Annotated in this window: 16 protein-coding genes, 1 rRNA gene and 1 pseudogene; 12 read left to right on the top strand and 6 right to left on the bottom strand. The window is 60.7% G+C overall.

The genetic code is table 11. The annotated features are described in order from the left end of the window. Positions 1 to 8: 8 nt before the first annotated feature. The 4 genes and pseudogenes from argB to L7A20_RS11320 form a co-directional block, all read left to right on the top strand. Complete coding sequence (gene argB / locus L7A20_RS11305; protein WP_237206821.1) at positions 9 to 1,019, top strand: acetylglutamate kinase; 1,011 nt, start codon at positions 9 to 11, stop codon at positions 1,017 to 1,019. A gap of 8 nt (positions 1,020 to 1,027) precedes the next feature. Further along, the gene (locus L7A20_RS11310; protein ID WP_237223606.1) at positions 1,028 to 2,245 is read left to right on the top strand and encodes an acetylornithine transaminase; all 1,218 of its coding nucleotides are present in this window, start codon (positions 1,028 to 1,030) and stop codon (positions 2,243 to 2,245) included. Between the two features lie 285 nt (positions 2,246 to 2,530). Next, on the top strand, positions 2,531 to 3,487 hold the full coding sequence (argF, locus tag L7A20_RS11315; protein ID WP_237223607.1) for an ornithine carbamoyltransferase: 957 nt from the start codon (positions 2,531 to 2,533) through the stop codon (positions 3,485 to 3,487). A gap of 16 nt (positions 3,488 to 3,503) precedes the next feature. Continuing rightward, positions 3,504 to 3,992, top strand: a pseudogene (locus L7A20_RS11320) (arginine repressor); the annotation flags it as partial. Positions 3,993 to 4,100: 108 nt separating this feature from the next. Here the strand turns inward: L7A20_RS11320 and L7A20_RS11325 are convergent. Then, positions 4,101 to 4,499 carry an ankyrin repeat domain-containing protein gene (locus L7A20_RS11325; RefSeq protein WP_237205553.1) on the bottom strand — a complete coding sequence of 133 codons (399 nt, stop codon included), beginning with the start codon at positions 4,497 to 4,499 and terminating at the stop codon, positions 4,101 to 4,103. A 156-nt stretch (positions 4,500 to 4,655) separates the two neighbouring features. On the opposite strand from L7A20_RS11325, the gene L7A20_RS11330 reads away from it, so the two are divergent. Next, a complete protein-coding gene (locus L7A20_RS11330; RefSeq protein ID WP_237223609.1) occupies positions 4,656 to 6,230 on the top strand; it encodes an AMP-binding protein in 1,575 nt (524 codons plus the stop codon). Positions 6,231 to 6,260: 30 nt separating this feature from the next. Here L7A20_RS11330 and L7A20_RS11335 read toward each other — a convergent pair whose 3' ends face one another. From L7A20_RS11335 to L7A20_RS11355, 5 genes are all read right to left on the bottom strand, one after another. After that, positions 6,261 to 7,502: a glycerate kinase gene (locus tag L7A20_RS11335; RefSeq protein WP_237223610.1), complete on the bottom strand. Its 1,242-nt coding sequence runs from the start codon at positions 7,500 to 7,502 to the stop codon at positions 6,261 to 6,263. 123 nt (positions 7,503 to 7,625) lie between these two features. Continuing rightward, positions 7,626 to 9,143 carry an SLC13 family permease gene (locus L7A20_RS11340; RefSeq protein ID WP_237223611.1) on the bottom strand — a complete coding sequence of 506 codons (1,518 nt, stop codon included), beginning with the start codon at positions 9,141 to 9,143 and terminating at the stop codon, positions 7,626 to 7,628. Further along, positions 9,143 to 9,805, bottom strand: a complete 663-nt coding sequence (locus L7A20_RS11345) for a response regulator transcription factor (RefSeq protein WP_237198540.1) — start codon at positions 9,803 to 9,805, stop codon at positions 9,143 to 9,145. Before L7A20_RS11345 ends, L7A20_RS11340 begins: the two co-directional genes overlap by 1 nt. A 42-nt stretch (positions 9,806 to 9,847) precedes the next feature. Further along, a complete protein-coding gene (locus L7A20_RS11350; RefSeq protein WP_237198541.1) occupies positions 9,848 to 11,401 on the bottom strand; it encodes a sensor histidine kinase in 1,554 nt (517 codons plus the stop codon). Next, a complete protein-coding gene (locus tag L7A20_RS11355) occupies positions 11,391 to 11,846 on the bottom strand; it encodes a hypothetical protein (protein WP_237212094.1) in 456 nt (151 codons plus the stop codon). Before L7A20_RS11355 ends, L7A20_RS11350 begins: the two co-directional genes overlap by 11 nt. A gap of 221 nt (positions 11,847 to 12,067) precedes the next feature. Between L7A20_RS11355 and L7A20_RS11360 the strand changes: the two genes are divergently transcribed. The 7 genes from L7A20_RS11360 to L7A20_RS11390 form a co-directional block, all read left to right on the top strand. Next, a complete protein-coding gene (locus L7A20_RS11360) occupies positions 12,068 to 13,270 on the top strand; it encodes an argininosuccinate synthase (protein ID WP_135011410.1) in 1,203 nt (400 codons plus the stop codon). Positions 13,271 to 13,390: 120 nt separating this feature from the next. Then, entirely contained in the window at positions 13,391 to 14,833 is a 1,443-nt protein-coding gene (argH, locus tag L7A20_RS11365; RefSeq protein ID WP_237209402.1) for an argininosuccinate lyase, read from the top strand. 9 nt (positions 14,834 to 14,842) lie between these two features. Continuing rightward, positions 14,843 to 15,394 carry an adenine phosphoribosyltransferase gene (locus L7A20_RS11370; RefSeq protein WP_237186798.1) on the top strand — a complete coding sequence of 184 codons (552 nt, stop codon included), beginning with the start codon at positions 14,843 to 14,845 and terminating at the stop codon, positions 15,392 to 15,394. Between the two features lie 185 nt (positions 15,395 to 15,579). Then, complete coding sequence (locus L7A20_RS11375; protein ID WP_237223612.1) at positions 15,580 to 16,518, top strand: hypothetical protein; 939 nt, start codon at positions 15,580 to 15,582, stop codon at positions 16,516 to 16,518. Between the two features lie 123 nt (positions 16,519 to 16,641). Then, a complete protein-coding gene (locus L7A20_RS11380; protein WP_237223613.1) occupies positions 16,642 to 18,942 on the top strand; it encodes a HelD family protein in 2,301 nt (766 codons plus the stop codon). A gap of 202 nt (positions 18,943 to 19,144) precedes the next feature. Then, a complete protein-coding gene (gene tyrS / locus L7A20_RS11385) occupies positions 19,145 to 20,452 on the top strand; it encodes a tyrosine--tRNA ligase (RefSeq protein ID WP_237223614.1) in 1,308 nt (435 codons plus the stop codon). An 836-nt stretch (positions 20,453 to 21,288) separates the two neighbouring features. After that, a 16S ribosomal RNA gene (locus tag L7A20_RS11390) occupies positions 21,289 to 21,391 on the top strand; the annotation flags it as partial.

Raw genomic sequence — 21,391 nt, forward strand, 5'->3', positions numbered from 1 at the left:
AGATCCCCATGGCAGAGCAAAAAAACGCCCACACCCGCTTCGACACCGCCCAACAAAAAGCTAAAACCCTCATGGAAGCCCTACCCTGGATCCAACAGTTCCGGGGCAAAATCATGGTCTTCAAATACGGGGGCAACGCCATGATCTCCGAGGAGCTCCGCGCCGCCTTCGCCGAAGACATGGTCTTCTTACGAACCATCGGCATCTGCCCCGTCGTCGTGCACGGCGGCGGCCCCCAAATCACCGCCATGCTCACCAAACTCGGCATCGAAAGCGAGTTCCGCGGCGGCCTGCGCTATACCACCCCCGAAGCCATGGACGTCGTCCGCATGGTACTCACCGGCCAAGTAGCCCGCGAACTCGTCTCCCTCATCAACGCCCACGGCCCCTTCGCCGTCGCCATGAGCGGCGAGGACGGCGGGCTCCTACGCGCCCGCCGCATCGGCACCGTGGTGGACGGCCAAGAAGTCGACCTCGGCCTCGTTGGTGAAGTGGTCGGTGTGAACACCACCGCCATCATGTCCATGATCCAGGCCGGCAAAATCCCCGTCATCTCCTCCGTCGCCCCCGAAATGCACGACCCCGAAAAGTACCCTGAACACAACCACGGGCTTGCCGGGCTCACCGGAGAAATCCTCAACGTCAACGCAGACACCGCCGCAGCAGCCGTCGCCGCCGCCCTCGGAGCCGAAAAACTCGTCGTCCTCACCGACGTCGAGGGCCTTTATGCCAACTGGCCCGACAAAGACTCCCTCATCTCTTCCCTCACCGTCAGTGAACTACGCGAGATGCTCCCCAGCCTAGTCTCCGGTATGATCCCCAAAATGAGCGCCTGCCTGCAGGCCGTAGAACAGGGCGTGCCCAGAGCCTCCATCGTCGACGGACGCCTCGCCCACTCGCCCCTGCTCGAAATCTTCACCGACCGCGGCATCGGCACCCAGCTCACCCCCGACAACGTCGACGACACCCCCTGGCACCACCCGGCCCCTGACTTCCAGGTCAAGCCGGTGACTTATTAGGACTACCCATGACACAAGAAAACCTCCTAGCCGACTACCGGAACGACCTCCTGGGGGTCTTTGGCGACCCCTCCCTGGTGCTGGTCTCGGGGCAGGGCTCACGCGTGACGGACGCCGACGGGGCCACCTACCTTGACCTACTCGGCGGTATCGCCGTCAACGCTCTTGGCCATGCCCATCCCGCCTGGGTAAAAGCCGTCAGCGAGCAGGCCGCAACCCTGGCCCATGTCTCCAACTTCTTCACCAGCCCCCAACAGATCTCCCTGGCCCACCGCCTGCTGGGCTATCTGGGCACCGAGTCGGGCCGCGTCTTCTTCTGCAACTCCGGCACCGAAGCCAACGAAGCCGCCTACAAACTCGCCCGTCGCCACGGCAACCTCCACGGTAAAGGCACCATCCTAGCCCTGGACCACGGCTTCCACGGGCGCACTATCGGGGCTCTTTCCCTCACCTGGAAGCCCGCCTACCGTGAGCCCTTCGAACCGCTTCCCACCGGCATCAAGCATATTCCCGCTACCCTCGAAGCCCTCGAAGAAAATCTGACCGACGACGTCGCTGCCCTCATCGTCGAACCCATCCAGGGGGAAGCCGGCGTCCTGCCCCTGCCCGCAGGCTATCTCACCCGCGCCCGCGAACTCACCCGCGCTCGCGGCGCCCTGCTCATCGTGGACGAAGTCCAAACCGGCATGGGCCGCACCGGCCGCTGGTTCGAACACTCCCGCGAACTAACCGGCGACAACCTGCCCGACGCCATCACGCTGGCCAAGGGCCTGGGCGGCGGCTTCCCCATCGGAGCCATGGTCGTGGTCGGCGAAGACAACGCCCGCACTCTCGAAGCCGGTATGCACGGCACCACCTTCGGGGGCAACCCCCTCGCCACCGCAGCAGCAACAGCAACCCTCGAAACCATCGAAGCTGAGCACCTCCTCGACTCCGCCGCCCAACGAGGCTCAACCTTCAGAGCCGCTATCGAAGAACTAGACGGTGTGGCAGAAACCAGGGGAGCGGGCCTGCTGGTTGGCATCGTCCTCACAGACGAAGCAACTGATACCGGCGCGCCCCTGGCACCTGCCTTTGTCGCCGCCGCCCGAGCAGCAGGCTTCATCGTCAACGCCCCGGACGCCCGCACCGTCCGTATCGCCCCAGCCCTCACCATCACCGATGCCGAACTAGCAGAGTTTACCGCTGCCTTCCCCGCAATTCTGGCTGAGGCGCGACAGAAGTAAATGCAGATGGAAATGCAGATGCACGTCGCGGACGCCCTGTACGCCGACTGGCTGGGATGAGCAGGGTTTTCCGCGAAGCGAAACAGAAATCCCTGCGAATTAGCCGAGCCTGCGAGGTTACATGAATCACATGCGAGCGCAGCGAGCCTGTGAGAAGGTTAGTCGGCAGAAGGGCGTCCGCGACGTGTACTTCTATCCATCTATTCACAAACTGCATAACTATCAGTAACTATGCATATAATGAAAGGTCAGCTGAAACGCTGCCCCTACCCCTAGGAGAAAACCGTGGTCCGCCACTTCCTCAAAGACACCGACCTCACCCCCGCCGAGCAGGCGCAGGTGCTCGATTTGGCTGCCTCCATGAAGGCGGACCGTTACGGCTACAAGCCCCTGGCCGGCCCCCAGACCGCAGCCGTCATCTTTGATAAAACCTCGACCCGCACCCGCTTCTCCTTCCACGCAGGTATCGCAGAACTCGGCGGCAACCCCCTGATTGTTAACCCCGGCGAAGCCCAGCTTGGACATAAGGAAACCATCTCAGATACCGCCAAGGTCATCTCCCGTATGGTCTCCACTATCGTCTGGCGCACCTACGCCCAGGCGGGGCTCGAAGAGATGGCGGAGCACTCCCGCGTGCCCGTCATCAACGCCCTCTCCGACGACTACCACCCCTGCCAGATTCTCGCAGACCTGCTCACCATCCGCGAGCACAAGGGCAAGCTGGCCGGCCTCACCATGGTTTACCTGGGCGATGCCGCCAACAACATGGCTAACTCCTACCTGCTCGGTGGCGCCACCGCGGGCATGCACGTTCGTATCGCTGGCCCCGAGGGTTACCTTCCCGCCGACTCCGTCGTCGCAGAAGCCCAGCAGCGAGCAGCCGAAACGGGCGGCTCAATCCTGGTCACCACCGACCCCGACCAGGCCCTGGCCGGCGCTGACGTCGTCATCACCGACACCTGGGTCTCCATGGGCCAAGAGGACGAAAAAGAAGCCCGCGCTCAGGTCTTCAAGCCCTACACCGTCACCAGCGAAGCTATGAACAAGGCCGCAGACGGTGCCATCTTCCTGCATTGCCTGCCCGCCTACCGCGGTTACGAAGTCACAGCCGAAGTCATTGATGGGCCTTCCTCCGTGGTCTTCGACGAAGCAGAAAACCGTCTGCACGCCCAAAAAGCCCTCATGGCCTTCCTGCTCGCCGAATCAAACCTAGCCACCGACGTCCGCACCGCTCTTAGCTAAACCGACCAGAAAAAGAGAAGAAACAATGGCGATTCCCTCCACCAAAACTGCGCGGCAAGCCCGCATCATCGAGGTACTCCAAACCCACCGCGTGCGCTCGCAGGCAGAACTGGCCCAGATTCTCACCGACGACGGGCTCAAAGTCACCCAGGCGACGCTCTCCCGCGACCTGGTGGAAATTGGGGCAGAGCGGGTGCGCGATGAAAAATCCGGGCTCATCTACGCCGTGCCCAACCACCCGGTCCGTCGAAGCAGCCAGGAAGGGCCCGACGCCCGCCTGGTCTCCCTTTTCAAAGAACTGCTGGTAACCGCGGAGGCCTCGGCCAACCTGGTCATTTTACGTACCCCACCGGGAGCCGCCCAGTTCCTGGCATCAGCCATTGACCAGGCCGGTCTTGAGCCCCTCTTGGGGTCGATTGCAGGCGATGACACCGTCATGGTCATCACCCGTGACCCCAATGGCGGCGAGAAGGTGGCCTCTCTCTTCCTGGAATGGGCGGCCTAGCCCTCAGTCCCGGCTGAGCAAACACTAAGCCCCGGTCTTCATCGTCGAAGACCGGGGCTGAACTATAGGGAGTAGGCGGGGACCCGGCGTTGGCGCCGGTCTAACCCATTACCCTTCGAAAAGCTTCTTCATCTCGGCAAGGTCGAAGAACTCGGCAACATCTGCGGGAGTCTGCGAGCCCAGGGTCTCATCGGCACCGGCGTCGAGCAGCATGCGGGCGATGGGCAGATTGTTACGGAAGGTAGCGCATACCAGGGCGGTCTGACCCCGCTCATTGAGGCGGTCAAGGTCAGCGCCCTCGTTGATGAGCAGCTGAACCAGGTCAGCGTGTTCGTGGTAGGCAGCTAAGATGAGCAGAGTATCGCCCTTGGCATTGGTGAGATCAACGGGGACGCCCTGGTCAAACAGAGATTTCAGGGCTACCGGCTTGTTGTCCCGTGCCAGGTCGAAGACCGAGTTGAGGAAGTCGATGTCCTGCTCGGTCAGGCTATGGTTCGCGTCTGTCATACCTTCACTTTCTCAGAAAGCAAGCCCCTTTAGCAACCCTGTCTAGACCACCCTACAGCTCATACCAACCTTATTTAGAACTTTCGTTCAGAAGCTTTAGGCAGGCCTGTATGAAAGAATGGGCAAGGCCGCTCAGTCCCTCAGGAAAGGCTCACCGTGAAAACCAAAGATGCTCAGCAGACAGTTGATGTCTTGCCCCAGAACAATATCGCCGCCCTGCTACAGGACCGTGCCGCTGAAGAGCGCACTGCCCTGACCTGGGCAGGTGGGTCTTTGACCTACCAGCAGCTGGCTCAGCTGGTCGGCTCTGCCCGCATCTGGCTGGGGGAGCGGGGCCTGGTTCCCGGCGACAGGGTGGCCTTGGCCCTGCCGAACGTACCGGCCATGGTGGGCCTCTACTACGGTGCCCTATCGCTCGGGGCGGTGGTGGTGCCTATGCACCCCCTGCTGTCGGCTCGTGAGGCTGCCTATCAGGTGCAGGACGCCGGCGCCCGGCTTCTGGTTGCTGCCGCCGGTACCCGGGTGGGGCAGGAGAGCGAGCAGATTCTTGATGAGGTGGAAGGCCAGCTTACCCTTGAGGTGCTATCGCCCGATGCGATGTTTGGTGTGGACGCTCCCGCCCCGCAGCCCTGGGAGGCTCACCCGGTTGCCGCTCAGGACCCGGCCGTTATTCTCTACACTTCGGGAACCACCGGCGCCCCGAAGGGGGCGACCCTCACCCACGCCAATATGCTCTCCAACGCCCTGACCTGTGTGGATGTCTTTGGTTTCACGTCAGACGACGTTATTTTCGGGGGCCTTCCCCTCTTCCATGCCTTTGGGCAGACCGTATCGATGAACGCGGTACTCGCAGCGGGTGCCGCTATCGCCCTGCTCCCGCGTTTCACTCCTGGCGGGGCAGCCCAGCTGTGTGCCACTGCCGGAGTTACGGTGTTTGCTGCGGTTCCCACCATGTACAGTGCCTTAGCCAGCTACCTGGGCACTGACCCTGCCCTGGCGCACCGGCTGCGGGGGCGCGTCCGCTTCGGCATATCGGGCGGGGCTGCTCTGCCCGCCTCTGTCCACGCTGATATTGAGCGCCTGGTGGCCTTCCCCATCTACGAGGGCTATGGCCTGAGCGAAACTGCACCCGTTGTGTCCTTCAACCGGGCTGAATACGGCCTGGTGATTGGTTCTGTCGGCAGGGCCCTACCCGGGGTAGACGTGAAAGTAGTCGATAGGCAGGGCCAGCCGCTGGCTACCGGTGAAGCGGGTGAACTGTGGGTTGCCGGGCCCAACGTTATGGCCGGGTACTGGGGCCGTCCCGAAGCGAGCGCTGAGGTACTCAAGGGCCGCTGGTTTGCCACCGGCGATGTAGCCCGGCTCGATGAGGCGGGAAATATCTTTATCGTTGACCGCCTCAAAGACATGATCTTGCGTAACGGCAACAGCGTCTACCCGCGGGAAATTGAGGACGTCCTCTACACCCACCCCGCTGTCCAGCTGGCAGCCGTGGTGGGGCAGCCCTCTGAGACCGTGGGCGAAGAAATTGTGGCGGTAGTGGTGCCGCGCGAACCCCTGGACGCTTCGCAGCAGGCTGAGCTGACCGCGTCCCTCGATCAGCTGGCCCGCCGGGAACTTGCCGCCTACAAGTACCCGCGTCGCTATGTTTTCAAAGAGGAGCTGCCGCTGGGGCCCACCGGCAAAATTTTGAAGCGGGTACTGGCAGAGGCCCTCACCCAGGAAGCCTAGGGGGAGAGCCTCTACCGTTCGCCGGTTACCTTAGGCGGCAGTTAGCTGCGCCCGACGGGACTGCATGGACGCCGAGAGCGAAGCGCCCAGCAGAATCATGCGGAAGGTGCGTTCTGCTGAGTCGGTGAGTAGCTCCTCACCGTTGACCAGGGCATCTTCAAGATCCATGGGCAGGGGAATAATCGAGGCAAAGGCGTCGATGCCGGCATCGTGTACGCGGTAGGCCTTCTTGCCGATGGAACCGGCCAGGGCCAGCACGGGGGCACCTGAGCCCTGGGCACGGGCGGCGATTTCAGCCGGAACCTTGCCCTTGGGGGTCTGGAAGTCGATAGCGCCTTCTGCGGTGACGACCAGGTCGGCGTGGCGGATTTCCTCATCGAGATTGATACCGGCAAGACCGGAGTCAATCAGTGCCTCAAAACGGGGGGTCAGCTCGGCACCGATGAAGGCCAGACCAGCGCCCAGACCGCCGGAAGCGCCGGTACCTGCACCGGTGTGGAAGTTCATCTGCAGCTTGCCGTCGGTCATCTGCTCGTAGGTTTCCTCCAGCAGGTTTGCCCAGTGGGTCAGAGCCGCGTCCAGCTCTTCAACCTGTTCGGGGGTGGCACCCTTCTGGGGGCCAAAGACGCGGGCAACGCCCTTGGAGCCGGTCAGGATGTTGTGCTGGTTGAGAGCCAGGACGATGCGGACCTGAGCTAGGCGGGGGTGCAGGCCGGAGTAATCGATGGACGCGGCCTCGGTCAGGTGGGCACCGCCCAGGGGGATTTCTTCACCGGCTTCGTTGAGAATACGGGCGCCCAGGGCTGAAAGGGCACCTGCGCCACCGTCTGAGGTGCCAGAATCGCCGCAGCCGACCAGAACAGTGTGTACATCTTCATTATCGAGTGCTGCTGAGATCAGCTGGCCCACACCGTAGGTGGTGGTTTCTGCGGGGTTACGCAGGTCCTTAGGAACCAGGGAGAGACCCGCTGCTGCTGCCATCTCAACCACCGCTACGCCGTCCTGAGCCCCACCGAGCAGAGCGTAGTGGGAGCGGACCTCCTGGCCTACGGGGCCAGTGACCTTGGTATGCACCAGCTTGCCGCCTGTGGAACCTGCCAGCATCTTGGCAGTACCTTCGCCGCCGTCAGGAATCGGCATGGTGACGGTATTGACGCCGGGAATCACGCGGCGGATACCGGAGGCGATAGCGTCTGCTACGACGTCCGCTTCGAGGGAGCCCTTGAAGCCGGAGGGAGCGATTAGGATGCGCTGGGGGATGGACATAGTCATGGTTTTCTCCTTGAAAATGGTGTGGGCGGCCTACCACCGGTGGTAGGTGCCACCTGTTTTTGGGTGTCGTCGGGTAGAGCCTTCAGCCCACGGTGTTTGGGTCTGATGGAAAATAGATGAAATTTAGAGGAAGAGGGGGAGCCCCATAGCCGGCCAGATGAAGAAGGCGAAGCCGGCAATGAGCGCTGCGTGCAGCGGGGCCAGCCAGGCCGAAAGCTTGAGAAGGTCGGACGGGGTGTAGGTGGGTTTCCCGTCGATGGAGGCAAAGAGGGCTACCGGTTTAGCGCTGGATGTCAGCGTGTGGCAGAAGCCGGCGGCTGCGGTTGAGATGAAGGCGGCTGCTACCGGGTTGACCCCCAGGGGAATCGCGGCGGTGATAATCAGGGGAACCAGAACGGCCGAGCGGGCTGAGCGGGACTGAATCACCAGGTGGGCCACCGTCGAGAGGGCGATGACGAGAAGCACGAAGGCTGCCGCGCCGCTGCGTCCTAGCCCTGAAACCGGGGCGAAGATTGACTCTGCCAGCCAGGTCGCTGCTCCCGACTCAGAGAGAGCGGTACCGATGGCCAGGGTTGTGGCCATGAAGATGAGCATGGGCCAGGGGGCCTTCTTGAGGGCGGCAGCCAGCTTGACGGATCCGAAGCCAGGGGCACTAGCGGCCAGTGCGCCGAGCACGGCCACAATCACCGGGTCTACCTCGTGGAAGGACTCCGTGCACCAGAGCAGGATTGCAAGGCCGAGTACCAGGGCGATATTTTTCTCTGGCTGGGTAAGTGCGCCACGTACGGGGGTGGAATCTTCGGTTTCAAAGTCTGCCAGGTCGATGTGCAGTTTTGCCGGAGCGTCGTCGCGGGTGGGGAAGAGCGCGAAGACCAGTTCGGTGACCAGAAGCGAGGCAAGCAGACCCAGGCCTGAGCCCAGAACCATCCATTCAAGGAAGCCGATGGTTTCTAGCCCGTAGGCCACCAGGATTTCGGCGGTGACCAGGTGGGCACCTGCACCGATAAACGAGGCAACCGCTGAGACCAGGATGGTGGAGGGCGCTAGGATTCCCAGGGCCTTGACCAGTTTGGGGCGGTCGGGCATAGCTTCTGCCATGGCCAGGTAGATGGGCAGGGCAAGGGCTGCTCGGCCTGAAGGTGAGGGGACTAGGTAGACGGTCAGAAAGAGGGCTAGGTTGTAGAGGTGGGCGAGCTGACGCGGGGTGCGGGCCAGTGCTACGAGCCGGGCGGTGAGACGGCGGGTGAGACCTGAGGCGGTCAGCGCTTGGGCCATCACCACAGCGGCCACCAGCAGCCAGACGGCCGAGGTGCCCAGTGAAGCGGTGAACTGGTCGGTGCTGATGATGCCGGTGAGAACCAGGGCCACTGCTGCCGCCAGTGAGACGTAGGTATCTGACAGGGGGCTAAAAACCCAGGCCCAGATTGCCAGAATGAAGATGGTGAGGGTGAGGGCCCCTTCGAGGGAGAGCTCTTCTGAGGTGACTCCGGTCAGGGCTGTGCCCGCAATCAGGAGCACCGCCAGGAAGAAGGAGATAAGCACCTTGATGGTGACGAAGCTGGGGGCCTGCACCGGCAGCGGCGCGGTGTGGGTCGGCGGCTCCTGGGCCGGGGTTGAAGTTGAGGTGTAGAGAAGTTTCATTAGACGAACCTGTAGCCTGCCCCGCGTACGGTTGCGATGTAGTCGTCGCCGATTTTCTTGCGAAGGGCGCGAATGTAGACGTCAACGATGTTGGAGTTGGGGTCGAAGTCCATACCCCATACCTGCCCCAGGAGCTGCTCTCGGGAGAGCACCTGGTTCTTGTGGCGCATGAAGGTCTCTAGCAGGGCAAATTCGCGGCTGGTGAGCTCGGTGCTGGCTCCTGAGACGGTGACCTGGCGGGTGAGCACATCGAGGACGAGGTCGCGGTGGGTGAGGGTGGACGCGCTGCTTTCTTCGCGGTTGGTATCGAGCAGGCGCAGGCGGATGCGGGCCAGTAGCTCGGCAAACTGGAAGGGCTTGGTCATGTAGTCGTTGGCGCCGTTTTCGAGCCCTTCGAGGGTGTCTGAGACGGAGTCGCGGGCGGTGAGCATGATGATGGGGGTGGTGATGCCGTCGGCGCGTAGGGCCTTCATGATGGTGAATCCGTCCATGCCGGGTAGGCCTACATCGAGGATGATGAGGTCGAAGTCGCTGACCTTGGCCAGGGCGTAGGCTGAGCGGCCTTCGTCGATGAGGGTTGAGGTGTAGCCGGCTGATTTGAGGCCCTTGACGATGAAGGACGAGATACGCGGGTCATCTTCAACGATGAGGATATGGCTCATGGCGGTGTTTCTTTCGACGTGTTTGGGTGTGTGGGTGAGGGGTTAACGGGTCCAGCTGGGGTAGCGGGTGACGGTGACGGGGGTATCTGCCGGGGCGCTGTCGTCCTGACCCTGGTCGGGGTCTGTGGGCGCTGGCAGGGTGATGCCGAAGATAGCGCCGATACCGTCGTCCGGCTGAGCGATCCAGACGGAGCCCTCGTGGGCTTCTGCGATGGAACGGACGATGGCCAGCCCCAGGCCTGCTCCGACCGAGTGCTTTTTGGCGGTGGCGGGGTTTTTGGCGTTGTTGCGCTTGAAGCGTTCGAAGAGGGTGGCGGCGTCTTCTTCGCTGACGCCTGGGCCCCGGTCGCGCACCCAGAGGTTGAGGGTGCGTTCTGCCCCCTTGCCCTCGAAGCGGGAGCCGATGGAGATGGTTGACTCTTCGGGCGAATACTGGGCGGCGTTGGCGCAGAGCTGCACCATGGCCTGGGTGATGCGCTGCTCGTCAAGCTGTACCTCGCCCTCGGCGATGTCGGCCATCATCCAGCGGTGGCCGGTGAAGGCCTGCACCTTGGAGTCCAGGGTAATCATGAGTTCTGCTACCTCAACCGGGTGGGGCGCCACGAAGTCGGGCCTTTCTGATTTGGCGAGGGTGAGCAGGTCAGCGACGATACGGCCCATGCGTTCTAGCTCGTCATCGACCAGTTGCAGGGTCTGGTTTTGTTCCTCGGTGCGGTCCATGAGTTCTAGGTGGCCGCGGACGATGGTGATGGGGGTGCGCAGCTCGTGGCTGACGTCGTCCATAAACTGGCGTTCAATCATGGCTGACTCCTCCAATCGGTCGAGCATCTGGTTAAAGGTGCGGCCCATGGCTGCTACGTCGTCGTCGCCGGTTACGGTGACGCGGCCGCTAAAGTTTTTGTCGTTGATGTCCTGGGCTACGGTGCGCAGGCTGCGAATGGGCTTGGTGATGCGGGAGGCTACAAGCCAGGCGATGACGACCGTGGCTGCCAGCCCGCCCAGGCCCACCCAGATCATGGTGACGATGGTGTGCTGCACCGCGTCGAGTTCTGGCTGGATGTATTCGACAACGACCAGGTAGCCTGCCTGGCTGCCGCTGTCGGTGTTGAGGCTTATTTCTACCTTGCCCCAGTGCACCGGCCCTGCCGGGGTCTGCTCAATCCCCGACGTCCTGCTGTTGCCGGTGATGCTGGCGAGCAGGTCTCTGTCTTGGTGTAGCCGGTAGCCGGTGTCTTCGGCGAACTGCTGTTGTTCGTCGATGAAGATGACCTGCTGGGGTGTGACTCCGATGAGCTGTTCGCTGTAGCCGGTGTATTGGCGGGAGACGAAAGTTGTGAGCATCTGGTCAAGATTCTCAAAGGGGGCAGCGGTGGTGGGGTCGACGCCGAGTTCGGCGAAGGTGCGGAACTCGGAGATTTCGCTGCTGGTGTTTGCTGCTGCCTTGGTGCCGACTTCGCTGATGAGGATTTCTCGCACCGTAAAGATGAGGCCGGTGATAACGAAGGTGGTGACCAGTACCATCCAGGCGACGATACGCAGACGCACGGAGCCTGTGCGCTGGTGGGTGGTTCGGCGGGGCCACCATTTAGTCGTCATCGCCATCGTCATCTACCTCGTAGTCGTCATCGTCGTCGGCTTCGGTGGGGTAGTACTCTACCTGGGGCGCCGGGGGAGCGACCGGCGCGGGGGCCTGCTCAACCACCACGGGGGCTGGGGCTACCGGGGCGGGTTCTGCCGGGGCCTGCTCCGGGGGAGCTTGCTCGGCTGGTGCTTGTTCAACAGGAGCCTGGTCAGCAGGTGCTTCTTCTGCTGGGGTCTGTTCGGGCTCAGGGGCTGCCTCGGAGCTTTCTGCCGCGGTGGGTGTTGCGCTGGCAGTGCTAGGGGAGGCGGACGCCGTTGCACTCGGTGAGCTGGTGCGGTCGAGCACGATGGGGTCAACTTCATCGCCGAGCTGGCCGCGAAAGGTCATGACCAGGGCAAGGGCCGCGACGATGGCGGCGGCTGCCAGGAGCAGGATTCCGAACATGTATTTCTTGAGCATGGTTCTAGTGTGGCAGTTGTCTTTAAAGGTTCTGTGAGTATTCCATTAAGGTTTTTTCATTTTGGGGTGCGCGTTTCTCTTGCTGGTTCTGTAGCGGCGCGCGATGATAGTAGCGCGTATCACTGACCGATACGTTTTGCATAATTATGTCTGAGTGTGCATAATTATTTATAGAACCTGCGGGGACCTCCCGCCCTGAACGTAATATCTCAAGGAGCACCATGAAAGAGCGCATCGTCCTGGCCTACTCAGGCGGTCTGGATACCTCAGTTGCCATTGGTTGGATCGGCGAAGCAACCGGCGCAGAAGTTATCGCCGTTGCCGTTGATGTAGGGCAGGGCGGCGAGGACCTCGAGACCATCCGCCAGCGCGCCCTCGACTGCGGTGCCGTTGAAGCCTATGTAGCGGATGCCCGCGATGAATTCGCCAATGAATACTGCATGCCCGCTCTCAAGGCCAATGCCCTCTACATGGACGCCTACCCCCTGGTATCGGCTGTGTCCCGCCCCGTCATCACCAAGCACCTGGTAGCAGCAGCCAAGCAGTTCGGTGCCACTACCGTTGCCCACGGCTGCACCGGCAAGGGTAACGACCAGGTCCGCTTTGAGGTTGGCATCCAGACCCTGGGCCCCGAGCTCAAGTGCATCGCTCCCGTGCGCGACCTGGCTCTGACCCGTGAAAAGGCCATCGACTACGCAGAAAAGAACAACCTGCCGATTGTCACCACCAAGAAGAACCCCTTCTCCATCGACCAGAACGTCTGGGGCCGCGCTGTTGAGACCGGCTTCCTCGAAGACATCTGGAACGGCCCCACCAAGGACGTCTACGACTACACCGACGACCCCACCTTCGCCCCCACCCCCGATACCGTCGTCATCTCTTTCAAGGAAGGCATCCCCGTTGCTATCGACGGCCAGGCAGTTACCCCGCTTGAAGCTATCGAGATTATGAACCGCCGCGCAGGTGCCCAGGGCATCGGCCGCATCGACATCGTTGAAGACCGCCTGGTCGGCATTAAGTCCCGCGAAATCTACGAGGCTCCCGGCGCTATGGCTCTCATGGCTGCCCACAAGGAACTCGAAAACGTCACCATCGAGCGCGAGCAGGCCCGCTTCAAGAAGATCGTTGGCCAGCGCTGGACCGAACTGGTCTACGACGGTCAGTGGTTCTCACCGCTGAAGAAGTCCCTGGACGCCTTCATCAACGACACTCAGAAGATGGTCAACGGCGATATCCGCATGGACCTGCACGGTGGCCGCGCCGTTGTTACCGGACGTAAGTCAGAGACCTCCCTCTACGACTTCAACCTGGCCACCTACGACGAGGGCGACACCTTCGACCAGTCCATGGCCCGCGGCTTCATTGAGCTGTTCGGCATGTCCTCCAAGGTCGCTTCAGCCCGCGACCAGCGCCTGGGCCTCTAAAACTAGCCCCGCTTCAGCCGCCCAACCCCGCGCGTCCTTACCCCACGAGAAGGTAAGGACGCCGGCGGGCGGCTTTTGCCTTACCCCGCACGATTTTCCCAACCCCGCAAAGGTAAAACTATGTCAGCTGAAAAGCACGGTACCAACGATGGCGCTCTCTGGGGCGGACGCTTCGCAGGCGGCCCCTCCGAGGCTCTTGCTGCCCTGTCGAAGTCAACCCAGTTCGACTGGCGTCTAGCGCCCTACGATATTGCAGGCTCCCGCGCCCACGCCCGTGTGCTGGCTAAGGCCGGTCTGCTCACCGACGACGAGCTCACCGGCATGATTGCAGCCCTCGACCAGCTTGAAGCCGACGTCCGTTCTGGCGCCTACACCCCGGCGGAGTCGGACGAGGACGTCCACGGCTCCCTGGAAAAGGGCCTCATCGAACGTGCCGGAGCTGACCTGGGCGGTAAGCTACGCGCTGGCCGCTCCCGCAACGACCAGATTGCAACCTTGGGCCGCATGTACCTGCGCGATCACGCCTCTATCATTGCCACCGGCGTCATGGATACTATCGACGCCCTGATTGCCCAGTCCGAGGCCCACCCCTACGCCCCCATGCCCGGCCGCACCCACCTGCAGCACGCCCAGCCTGTTCTGCTCTCCCACCAGCTCCTGGCCCACGCCTGGGCCCTGTCCCGTGACCTTGACCGTCTGCTGGACTGGGACAAGCGCGCCGCCGTATCACCCTACGGCTCCGGGGCGCTCGCGGGCTCTTCCCTGGGGCTGGACCCCGAAGCTGTAGCAGCTGACCTGGGCTTCAACTCCGCAACCCACAACTCTATTGACGGCACCGCCTCCCGCGATGTCTACGCCGAGTTTGCCTGGATCGCCGCCATGATCTCGGTAGACCTCTCCCGTATCTCTGAAGAGGTTATTCTCTGGGCAACCAAAGAATTCTCCTTCGTGACCCTGCACGATTCTTTCTCGACCGGCTCATCGATCATGCCGCAGAAGAAGAACCCCGATATCGCTGAACTTGCCCGCGGTAAGGCCGGCCGCCTGATTGGTGACCTCACCGGTCTGCTGGCAACGCTGAAGGCCCTGCCCCTGGCCTACAACCGCGACCTGCAGGAAGACAAAGAGCCCGTCTTTGACGCCATCGACCAGCTTGAAGTTCTGCTGCCCGCTGTCTCCGGCATGATTGCCACCCTCACCTTCAACACCGACCGTCTGGCTGAGCTGGCTCCCCAGGGATTTGCCCTGGCGACGGACGTTGCCGAGTGGCTGGTGCGCGAGGGTGTGCCCTTCCGCGTAGCCCACGAACTGGCCGGTGAAGCTGTGCGCGTCTGCGAAGAAAAGGACTGCGAACTGTGGGACCTGACCGACGAGGACTACCTGGCGATCTCACCTGCCCTGCACGCGGGCGTCCGCGAAGTGCTCACCGTTGAGGGGTCTTTGAACTCCCGGAGCGCCCAGGGCGGCACTGCCCCGTCCGCTGTCGCAGCCCAGCTGGAAGCACTTAAGAGTGAGCTAGAACCTGCGCGTGCTTTCGCGGCCCGCCCCCAGGTCATCAGCTAGGCTAAGAGCATGATTAAGCCCGTTGATTCTTCCCTGCCCCTTGAGGAGCAGATTCCTGCTGCCTGCGCGCAGATTCAGGACTACCCCAAGGAGGGCATCCTCTTCTACGACGTGACCACCCTGTTCGCTAACCCGCAGGTGTTCCGTGCGTCCATGGAGGAGCTCGCCCGCCGCTTCGAGGGCCAGTTCGATATCGTCGCCGGTGTTGAGGCGCGTGGCTTCCTGATGGCCTCTGCTATTGCCTACATTGCAGGTACCGGCGTTATGACCGTGCGCAAGGCCGGTAAGCTGCCGCGCGATACCTACATGAAGGAATACTCCCTGGAGTATGGCCAGGCTGCTATCGAGATCCACAAGGACGACATCCCGGCAGGTTCCCGTGTGCTGATTGTGGATGACCTTCTGGCCACCGGCGGCACCCTTGAGGCGGCCACCCACCTGATGGAAATGGCGGACCTGAAGGTCGCCGGCATCGGCGTGCTCCTGGAGCTTGAGGGCCTGGGCGGACGCGAAATCCTGGCCGGCCACCGCCTGGAGGCTCTGTCGCTGGTAGCTGAATAGAGAGAACCTTTACCGTAGTACCCCCGGTTTTTGTGCATGTACCCCAGTTTTTACCTGGGGTACATGCACAAAAACCGGGGTATTTTGCCTTCTAGGTCTTAGGTCGGATTATCTGAAGAAACCCTCCCAGTGTTTTGGATAAACTGGTGGTATCACTGTTACCGCACACACATTTTGAGGTTTTCATGGCTAGTAAGCTCCTTGTTTCCTGTACGGCTGTTGCTCTGCTTGGGCTGGTTGCCTGCGGCTCTAACGGCAACCAAGCCGAACCTAGCGAATCGCCCACCACCACGGTTTCTAGCTCAGCGAGTGCATCGGTTTCTACTTCCTCTACGACTTCTACGCCAGAAGTAATCAGCAGCTCTGCTGCTGCGTCAGATGAGGAGGAAGTTTTGGCTGAGGCTTCACCTTCTGTCCCATCTGAAGACTCTGACCCAATAGCATCTCCCGGTACAAACTGTGGTTTTACAAGCGATGACGGATATGAGTTCAGTCCACGCACATATGTATTTGGGGGTCCTGTTAGCTGTAAAGAAGCCCTTGACACAGTTCGAGAGTATTGGGAAATTCGAGTTGCTACCGGTGCTGACTGGACGCAGACTTTCAGCGTTGGGAACTATAGCTGTACTGGAAACGAACGAATGAGCCCTGTTACCGGTACAACGGTAAGGTGTATTGACCCGGTAAACGGTGGCTATATTCACGAACGTTTGGGTGTAGAACCGATCCCTGGCTATATCGCTGAGCCTGATTCATTTTATGTTGGGCAGAAGGACTCTGATTTCTACTACGCGTGGTCTGCTGATATTACATCAGGCACTCTGGCTTGTGGCACACAGTCTGGAACAGAAGTAACTTGCGAAGTCATTCAGCGAAATCCTGAGGCCAGCGGATATCTGAAGACATGGAAAGTTGTGTTTGGATCAACTGGGGAAATAGATATATCAGAGGGCGGTACGCAGGATTCTTTGGCCGGTTTGTACAATGCTCAGCCCCTAGATATCGGTACGTCTCTGAACTTTATCGGCCTTTCCTGTCAGCCTCAGTCTACAGACATGATGCGTTGCTTGGGAGATAATGGCGCAGGTTTCACCATTTCACCTGACGGCGTGACCCAGCCTTAGCAGCATTTCTGTGCGGACGCCCGCCCCTTCCCTTGCTAGGGGAGAGGGCGGGCGTCCTTTCTTTTTGCTCGGGTGTACGGGTAGAATGGAGGGCTTGAATTTTCCGCGATGAAGGGTTCCCTCTTGACCGAGAACACAACCGCAACCGGTGAGCAGACTGCCGCTGAAAAAGCCTACGAGGCTCAGCTGGCAGGCGAACGAGCCTACGTGGGCAGGCTGTACGCCCGCCTCGATGAGCTCCGAGAGATGAACGAGAAAAAGCTCAAGAGCACCCGCAAGAACCAGGCTGTTGGCAGCCACCAGAACCGTTCAGAGCGTGACGCCTACGCCCAGCACTATGAAGACCGCCTGGCCCAGTACAACGCTGTTGACCACCGCCTAGCTTTTGGCCGTCTTGACCTTGACGACGAGGCTATCCGCTATATCGGCCGTATCGGCCTGGCAACCGAAGACCACGAGCGCCTGCTCATTGACTGGCGTGCCCCCGAAGCCGGCACCTTCTATCAGGCCACCGCTTTCAACCGGCAGGGTGTGCGCCGCCGCCGCCACCTGATGCTAGAACGCCGCGAAGTCACCGGCTTCGAAGACGACGTGCTCGACTCAACCCTGCTTGAGGACGGCGATGAGAACCTGCACGGTGAGGGCGCTCTGCTGGCGGCCCTGAACCGCAAGCGCACCGGCCGCATGGGTGATATCGTGGCGACAATTCAGGCTGAGCAGGACGCCATCATCCGCGCCGACCTGGCAGGCGTCCGCGTCGTGCAGGGCGGCCCCGGTACCGGTAAAACCGCCGTTGCCCTGCACCGTGCCGCCTACCTGCTCTATACCTTCCGCGAGCGTCTCAACAACGCTGGCGTTCTGGTGGTCGGCCCCTCCGCTTCCTTCATGTGGTACATCGAGCGTGTGCTGCCCTCCCTGGGCGAGACCGGCGTGGTGATGTCGTCCTTAGCTACCTTGTACCCCGGTATTAAGGCTGTACCCGAAACCGATCCCGCGGTTGCCCAAATCAAGGGCGATTTACGCATGGCTGAGGTCATCAAAAAGGCTGTGGCTGACCGTCAGAAGGTACCTGCCAAGCCCGTGAAGATGTATGTGGATTCCACCGCTATTGAGATGACCCCCGGCATGGTCAAGCACGCCCGCAACACGGCGCGTTCAACCGGCAAGCCCCATAATGAGGCCCGGGAAACCTTTGTGAAGGTGCTCCTCAAAGAGCTCACCGTCCAGCTCAACGAAAAGCTGGATGCCGCCGCCGGCCACGCGGTTGACCGCCCCTACCTGGAAGATGATGTTCGCGGGTCCCTGGACGTCCGCCGGGCCATCAACCTGGCTTGGATGCCCCTGTCACCCGAGACCCTGGTGCGCTCGCTGTTTTCAAAGCCGGAGTACCTGCAGAGCGCAACCGCGGGCGTCCTCACCGACGCTGAGCGTGACGTCCTGGCGCGCGCAGCGAACCTGCCCTTTACCGAGTCCGATGTACCCCTACTAGACGAAGCAGCGGAGCTTCTCGGTGATTTTTCCAAGGTCGCCGGTGCCGGAGCCGCTGCCCGCGCCGAGGCGGCCCACCAGGCCAATCTCGAAAACGCCCGTAAGGCCCTGGAGAACGTGGACCAGCAGCTGGCCGATATGGGCGTGGACGGCGTGGTCACCGCCGAGCAGATTGCCGAGCTGAACGAGGAGCGCGGCGAGCGTATGACCGCTGCCCGCGCTGCGCAGGCCGACCGCACCTGGGCCTACGGGCACGTTGTGGTTGACGAGGCTCAGGAGCTTTCCCCCATGCAGTGGCGCCTGCTCATGCGCCGCTGCCCCATGAAGTCCTTTACGATTGTTGGCGATATCGCGCAGGCCTCTTCTGCCGCGGCCTCCCAGTCCTGGGCACAGGCTCTTGAGCCTTTTGTGGGGGAGCGCTTCACCCTGGACGAGCTGACCGTCAACTACCGTACCCCTGCCCAGATTTCGGACGCCGCCGTTGAGGTTGCCCGCGCCGCCGGCCTGGAGATTTCAGCCCCCCGCGCCGTGCGCGAGGGCAAGTGGGCGCCGTCCGCCCGTATTGTGGGTGAGGACGCCCTCTACCCGGCTGTGGTGAGCACCGTCAGCGATGAGCTGGAGCAGGGCGCCGGCGGCCTCATCGGCGTGATCGTCAGCGAGGAACGCTACCGCGAGACCGCCCTGGCGATTGCTGCCGAGCACAAGGGTAAGCTGGGCACCTCGGCCTCTGCCCTGGAACACCAGGTGCTGATTCTGACTCCCTGGGAAGCTAAGGGCCTGGAGTTCGACACCGTGATTATCGTTGAGCCTGCCGACCTGGTGCGTGCAGCTAACGGTTCGGTGGGCGACCTGTATGTCTCCATGACCCGCCCCACCCAGCGCCTTCACCTGCTGGCCTCGCGTGAGCTGCCGGCTGGTCTTGTCCCTACAGAGTAGTATTCTTTCGGTTTCTAAATGAGAGGACGCCGCTGCCTCCTTTCCTGCCGTTGAGCAGGGGAGTGGGGTGGCGGCGTCCTTTTTCTATCTCTCAATCAGAGAACACCGAAGCTGTCCGAAGCCTGCCTGGGCGGTGAACTGGTACCGTGGTAGCAGGTGGCTTTGCCACTGCTTTTTGTTCATTACTAACCATGGAGTAACCGTGTCTGAAGAGACTCTTGCAGCTCAGCACAACGATGATTCCTTCGAGAATATCTGGCAGGAATTGAAGTGGCGTGGATTTGTGCACGTCAGCACCGATGAAGAAGCCCTTGAGAAGGCGCTGGCTGAAGAGACCGTGAACTTCTATATCGGTTACGACCCCACAGCGGCTTCCCTGCATCTGGGGCACCTGGTGCAGCTGCTGCTGATGCGTCGCCTGCAGCTGGCTGGTCACCGCCCCTTCGGCCTGGTCGGTGGAGCTACCGGTTTGATTGGTGACCCCCGTCAGACCTCTGAGCGCGTCCTCAACTCTCGCGATGTGGTGGAGGGCTGGGTAAGCCGTCTGCGCGGCCAGATTGAGCGCTTCTTGTCTTTTGAGGGTGAGAACGGCGCCCAGATGGTTAACAACCTGGACTGGACCAGCGAGCTATCTGCTATCGATTTTCTGCGTGAAATCGGTAAGAACTTCCGCGTGGGCACCATGATTAAAAAAGAGATTGTGGCTAAGCGTCTGAACTCTGAAGAGGGTATTTCTTACACCGAGTTCTCTTACCAGATTCTGCAGGGGAATGACTTCCTCGAATTGAACCGCCGCCACAATGTCACCTTGCAGTGCGGTGGCTCCGATCAGTGGGGCAATTTGACCAGTGGCACCGAGCTGGTTCGTAAGGTCACCGGCAAATCTGTTCACGCTCTGGGTACTCCGCTCATTACCAACTCGGATGGCACCAAGTTCGGTAAGTCTGAGGGCAACGCTATCTGGCTGGACCCCGAGATGTGCTCACCTTATGCCTTCTACCAGTTCTGGCTGAACACTGCCGATGCTGACGTAGCTGACCGTCTCAAGGTCTTTACTTTCAAGACCCGCGACGAGATTGCTGCCCTGCAGAAGTCTGTAGAAGAAGAACCCTTCAAGCGTCTGGCTCAGAAGACCCTGGCCTACGAGGTCACGTCACTGGTGCACGGTGTTGAGGCAACGGAGAAGGTCATTGCCGCTTCTGAGGCTCTCTTCGGTAAGGGCGACTTCGCTGCCCTGGACGAGGCAACCCTCAAGGCCGCTACCGCCGAGCTGCCCCATGCTGTACTCACCCGGGATCAGCTGGACATGGTGACCGTGCTGACCGAGACCGGTCTTTCCGCATCTAAGTCAGAAGCCCGCCGTACTCTTAAGGAAGGCGGCGCAGCTATCAATAACGTCAAGGCTCAGGGCGAGGACGCCGCCCTCAGCGAGTCTGATCTGCTTCTAGGTAAGTACGCGGTGGTTCGTCGCGGCAAGAAGAATATGGCCGTTGTTGAGGTTGCCCAGTAAGTTCCTCGCGGACGCCCGCCCCACCTCTCATCCTTACACAAGGAGAGAGTGGGGCGGGTTTTGTTATTTGCGCTTGCCAGGGCGGTAAAAGCGGACAAAAACGGAGTTGGGCCTGGGCAGGGGGCTGCGAGGCTAGAAAAGTTTTTCAAAATATTTTTGAGAAAATTTAACCCGCTGTTTACTAGGGGAAATATCTTCGTTTGGGTGGGTTTAGGTGGTGTTTTGAGGGAAAAAGAGCCCCGTTGGGGTTGCATGCTCCAAAAAACCTGCGTAAAGTATAACGAGTCGCTGAGGCACGGGGAACCGGCCGAAAGTGAAAAATAATCGAATAGTGCACCACAAGTTGAGTCGATATAAGACTCCCAGGGAAAGTTGATTGAACTGGTTTTCGGGTTTGAAGCTAAGGCTTTGAAGTAAAGAAAAGAGCTTGTGGCTATCGTCACGCTCTAGCGAGTTGCGATGATGGAAAAAGCATTATAGACTGAATGAGTTGCCCAAACGGGTAACACAAAAACTGAGAATGACCGATACGAAACACCGGCTGGTTCCACTAGCTAGGGTTGAGAATGCGGTTTGTTGCTTGAAAACTCAATAGCGTACCAATGTTATAAATAACATTCTTATCGTCCACACTACACACTAGTGTTCACACATGAACACCAGGTAGTGCGGAAATTGAACTGATACCAAATATTTATACAACATGTGAGAAACCAACGGTTTCTTACAGAATTTGATAATCAATTGGTTTCAGATTCGTCAGCTCGAACCACACCACCCCGTGGTGAATGGTTCGCTAACAATCAGAGACCAGGATCATCAACTACTTCATTTTTTCAACGGAGAGTTTGATTCTGGCTCAGGACGAACGCTGGCGGCGTGCTTAACACATGCAAGTCGAACGATGAAGCCCAGCTTGCTGGGTGGATTAGTGGCGAA

The organism is Rothia nasimurium, assembly GCF_928381415.1.
Taxonomy (GTDB): Bacteria; Actinomycetota; Actinomycetes; order Actinomycetales; family Micrococcaceae; genus Rothia; species Rothia nasimurium_H.

What these genes read in the sequence shown, in the direction of transcription:
- argB (WP_237206821.1), top strand. Translation starts at nt 9, where the DNA reads ATGGCAGAGCAAAAAAACGCCCACACCCGCTTCGACACCGCCCAACAA.
- L7A20_RS11310 (WP_237223606.1), top strand. Translation starts at nt 1,028, where the DNA reads ATGACACAAGAAAACCTCCTAGCCGACTACCGGAACGACCTCCTGGGG.
- L7A20_RS11325 (WP_237205553.1), bottom strand. Translation starts at nt 4,499, where the DNA reads ATGACAGACGCGAACCATAGCCTGACCGAGCAGGACATCGACTTCCTC.
- L7A20_RS11335 (WP_237223610.1), bottom strand. Translation starts at nt 7,502, where the DNA reads ATGACTATGTCCATCCCCCAGCGCATCCTAATCGCTCCCTCCGGCTTC.
- L7A20_RS11340 (WP_237223611.1), bottom strand. Translation starts at nt 9,143, where the DNA reads ATGAAACTTCTCTACACCTCAACTTCAACCCCGGCCCAGGAGCCGCCG.
- L7A20_RS11345 (WP_237198540.1), bottom strand. Translation starts at nt 9,805, where the DNA reads ATGAGCCATATCCTCATCGTTGAAGATGACCCGCGTATCTCGTCCTTC.
- L7A20_RS11350 (WP_237198541.1), bottom strand. Translation starts at nt 11,401, where the DNA reads ATGACGACTAAATGGTGGCCCCGCCGAACCACCCACCAGCGCACAGGC.
- L7A20_RS11355 (WP_237212094.1), bottom strand. Translation starts at nt 11,846, where the DNA reads ATGCTCAAGAAATACATGTTCGGAATCCTGCTCCTGGCAGCCGCCGCC.
- L7A20_RS11360 (WP_135011410.1), top strand. Translation starts at nt 12,068, where the DNA reads ATGAAAGAGCGCATCGTCCTGGCCTACTCAGGCGGTCTGGATACCTCA.
- argH (WP_237209402.1), top strand. Translation starts at nt 13,391, where the DNA reads ATGTCAGCTGAAAAGCACGGTACCAACGATGGCGCTCTCTGGGGCGGA.
- L7A20_RS11370 (WP_237186798.1), top strand. Translation starts at nt 14,843, where the DNA reads ATGATTAAGCCCGTTGATTCTTCCCTGCCCCTTGAGGAGCAGATTCCT.
- L7A20_RS11375 (WP_237223612.1), top strand. Translation starts at nt 15,580, where the DNA reads ATGGCTAGTAAGCTCCTTGTTTCCTGTACGGCTGTTGCTCTGCTTGGG.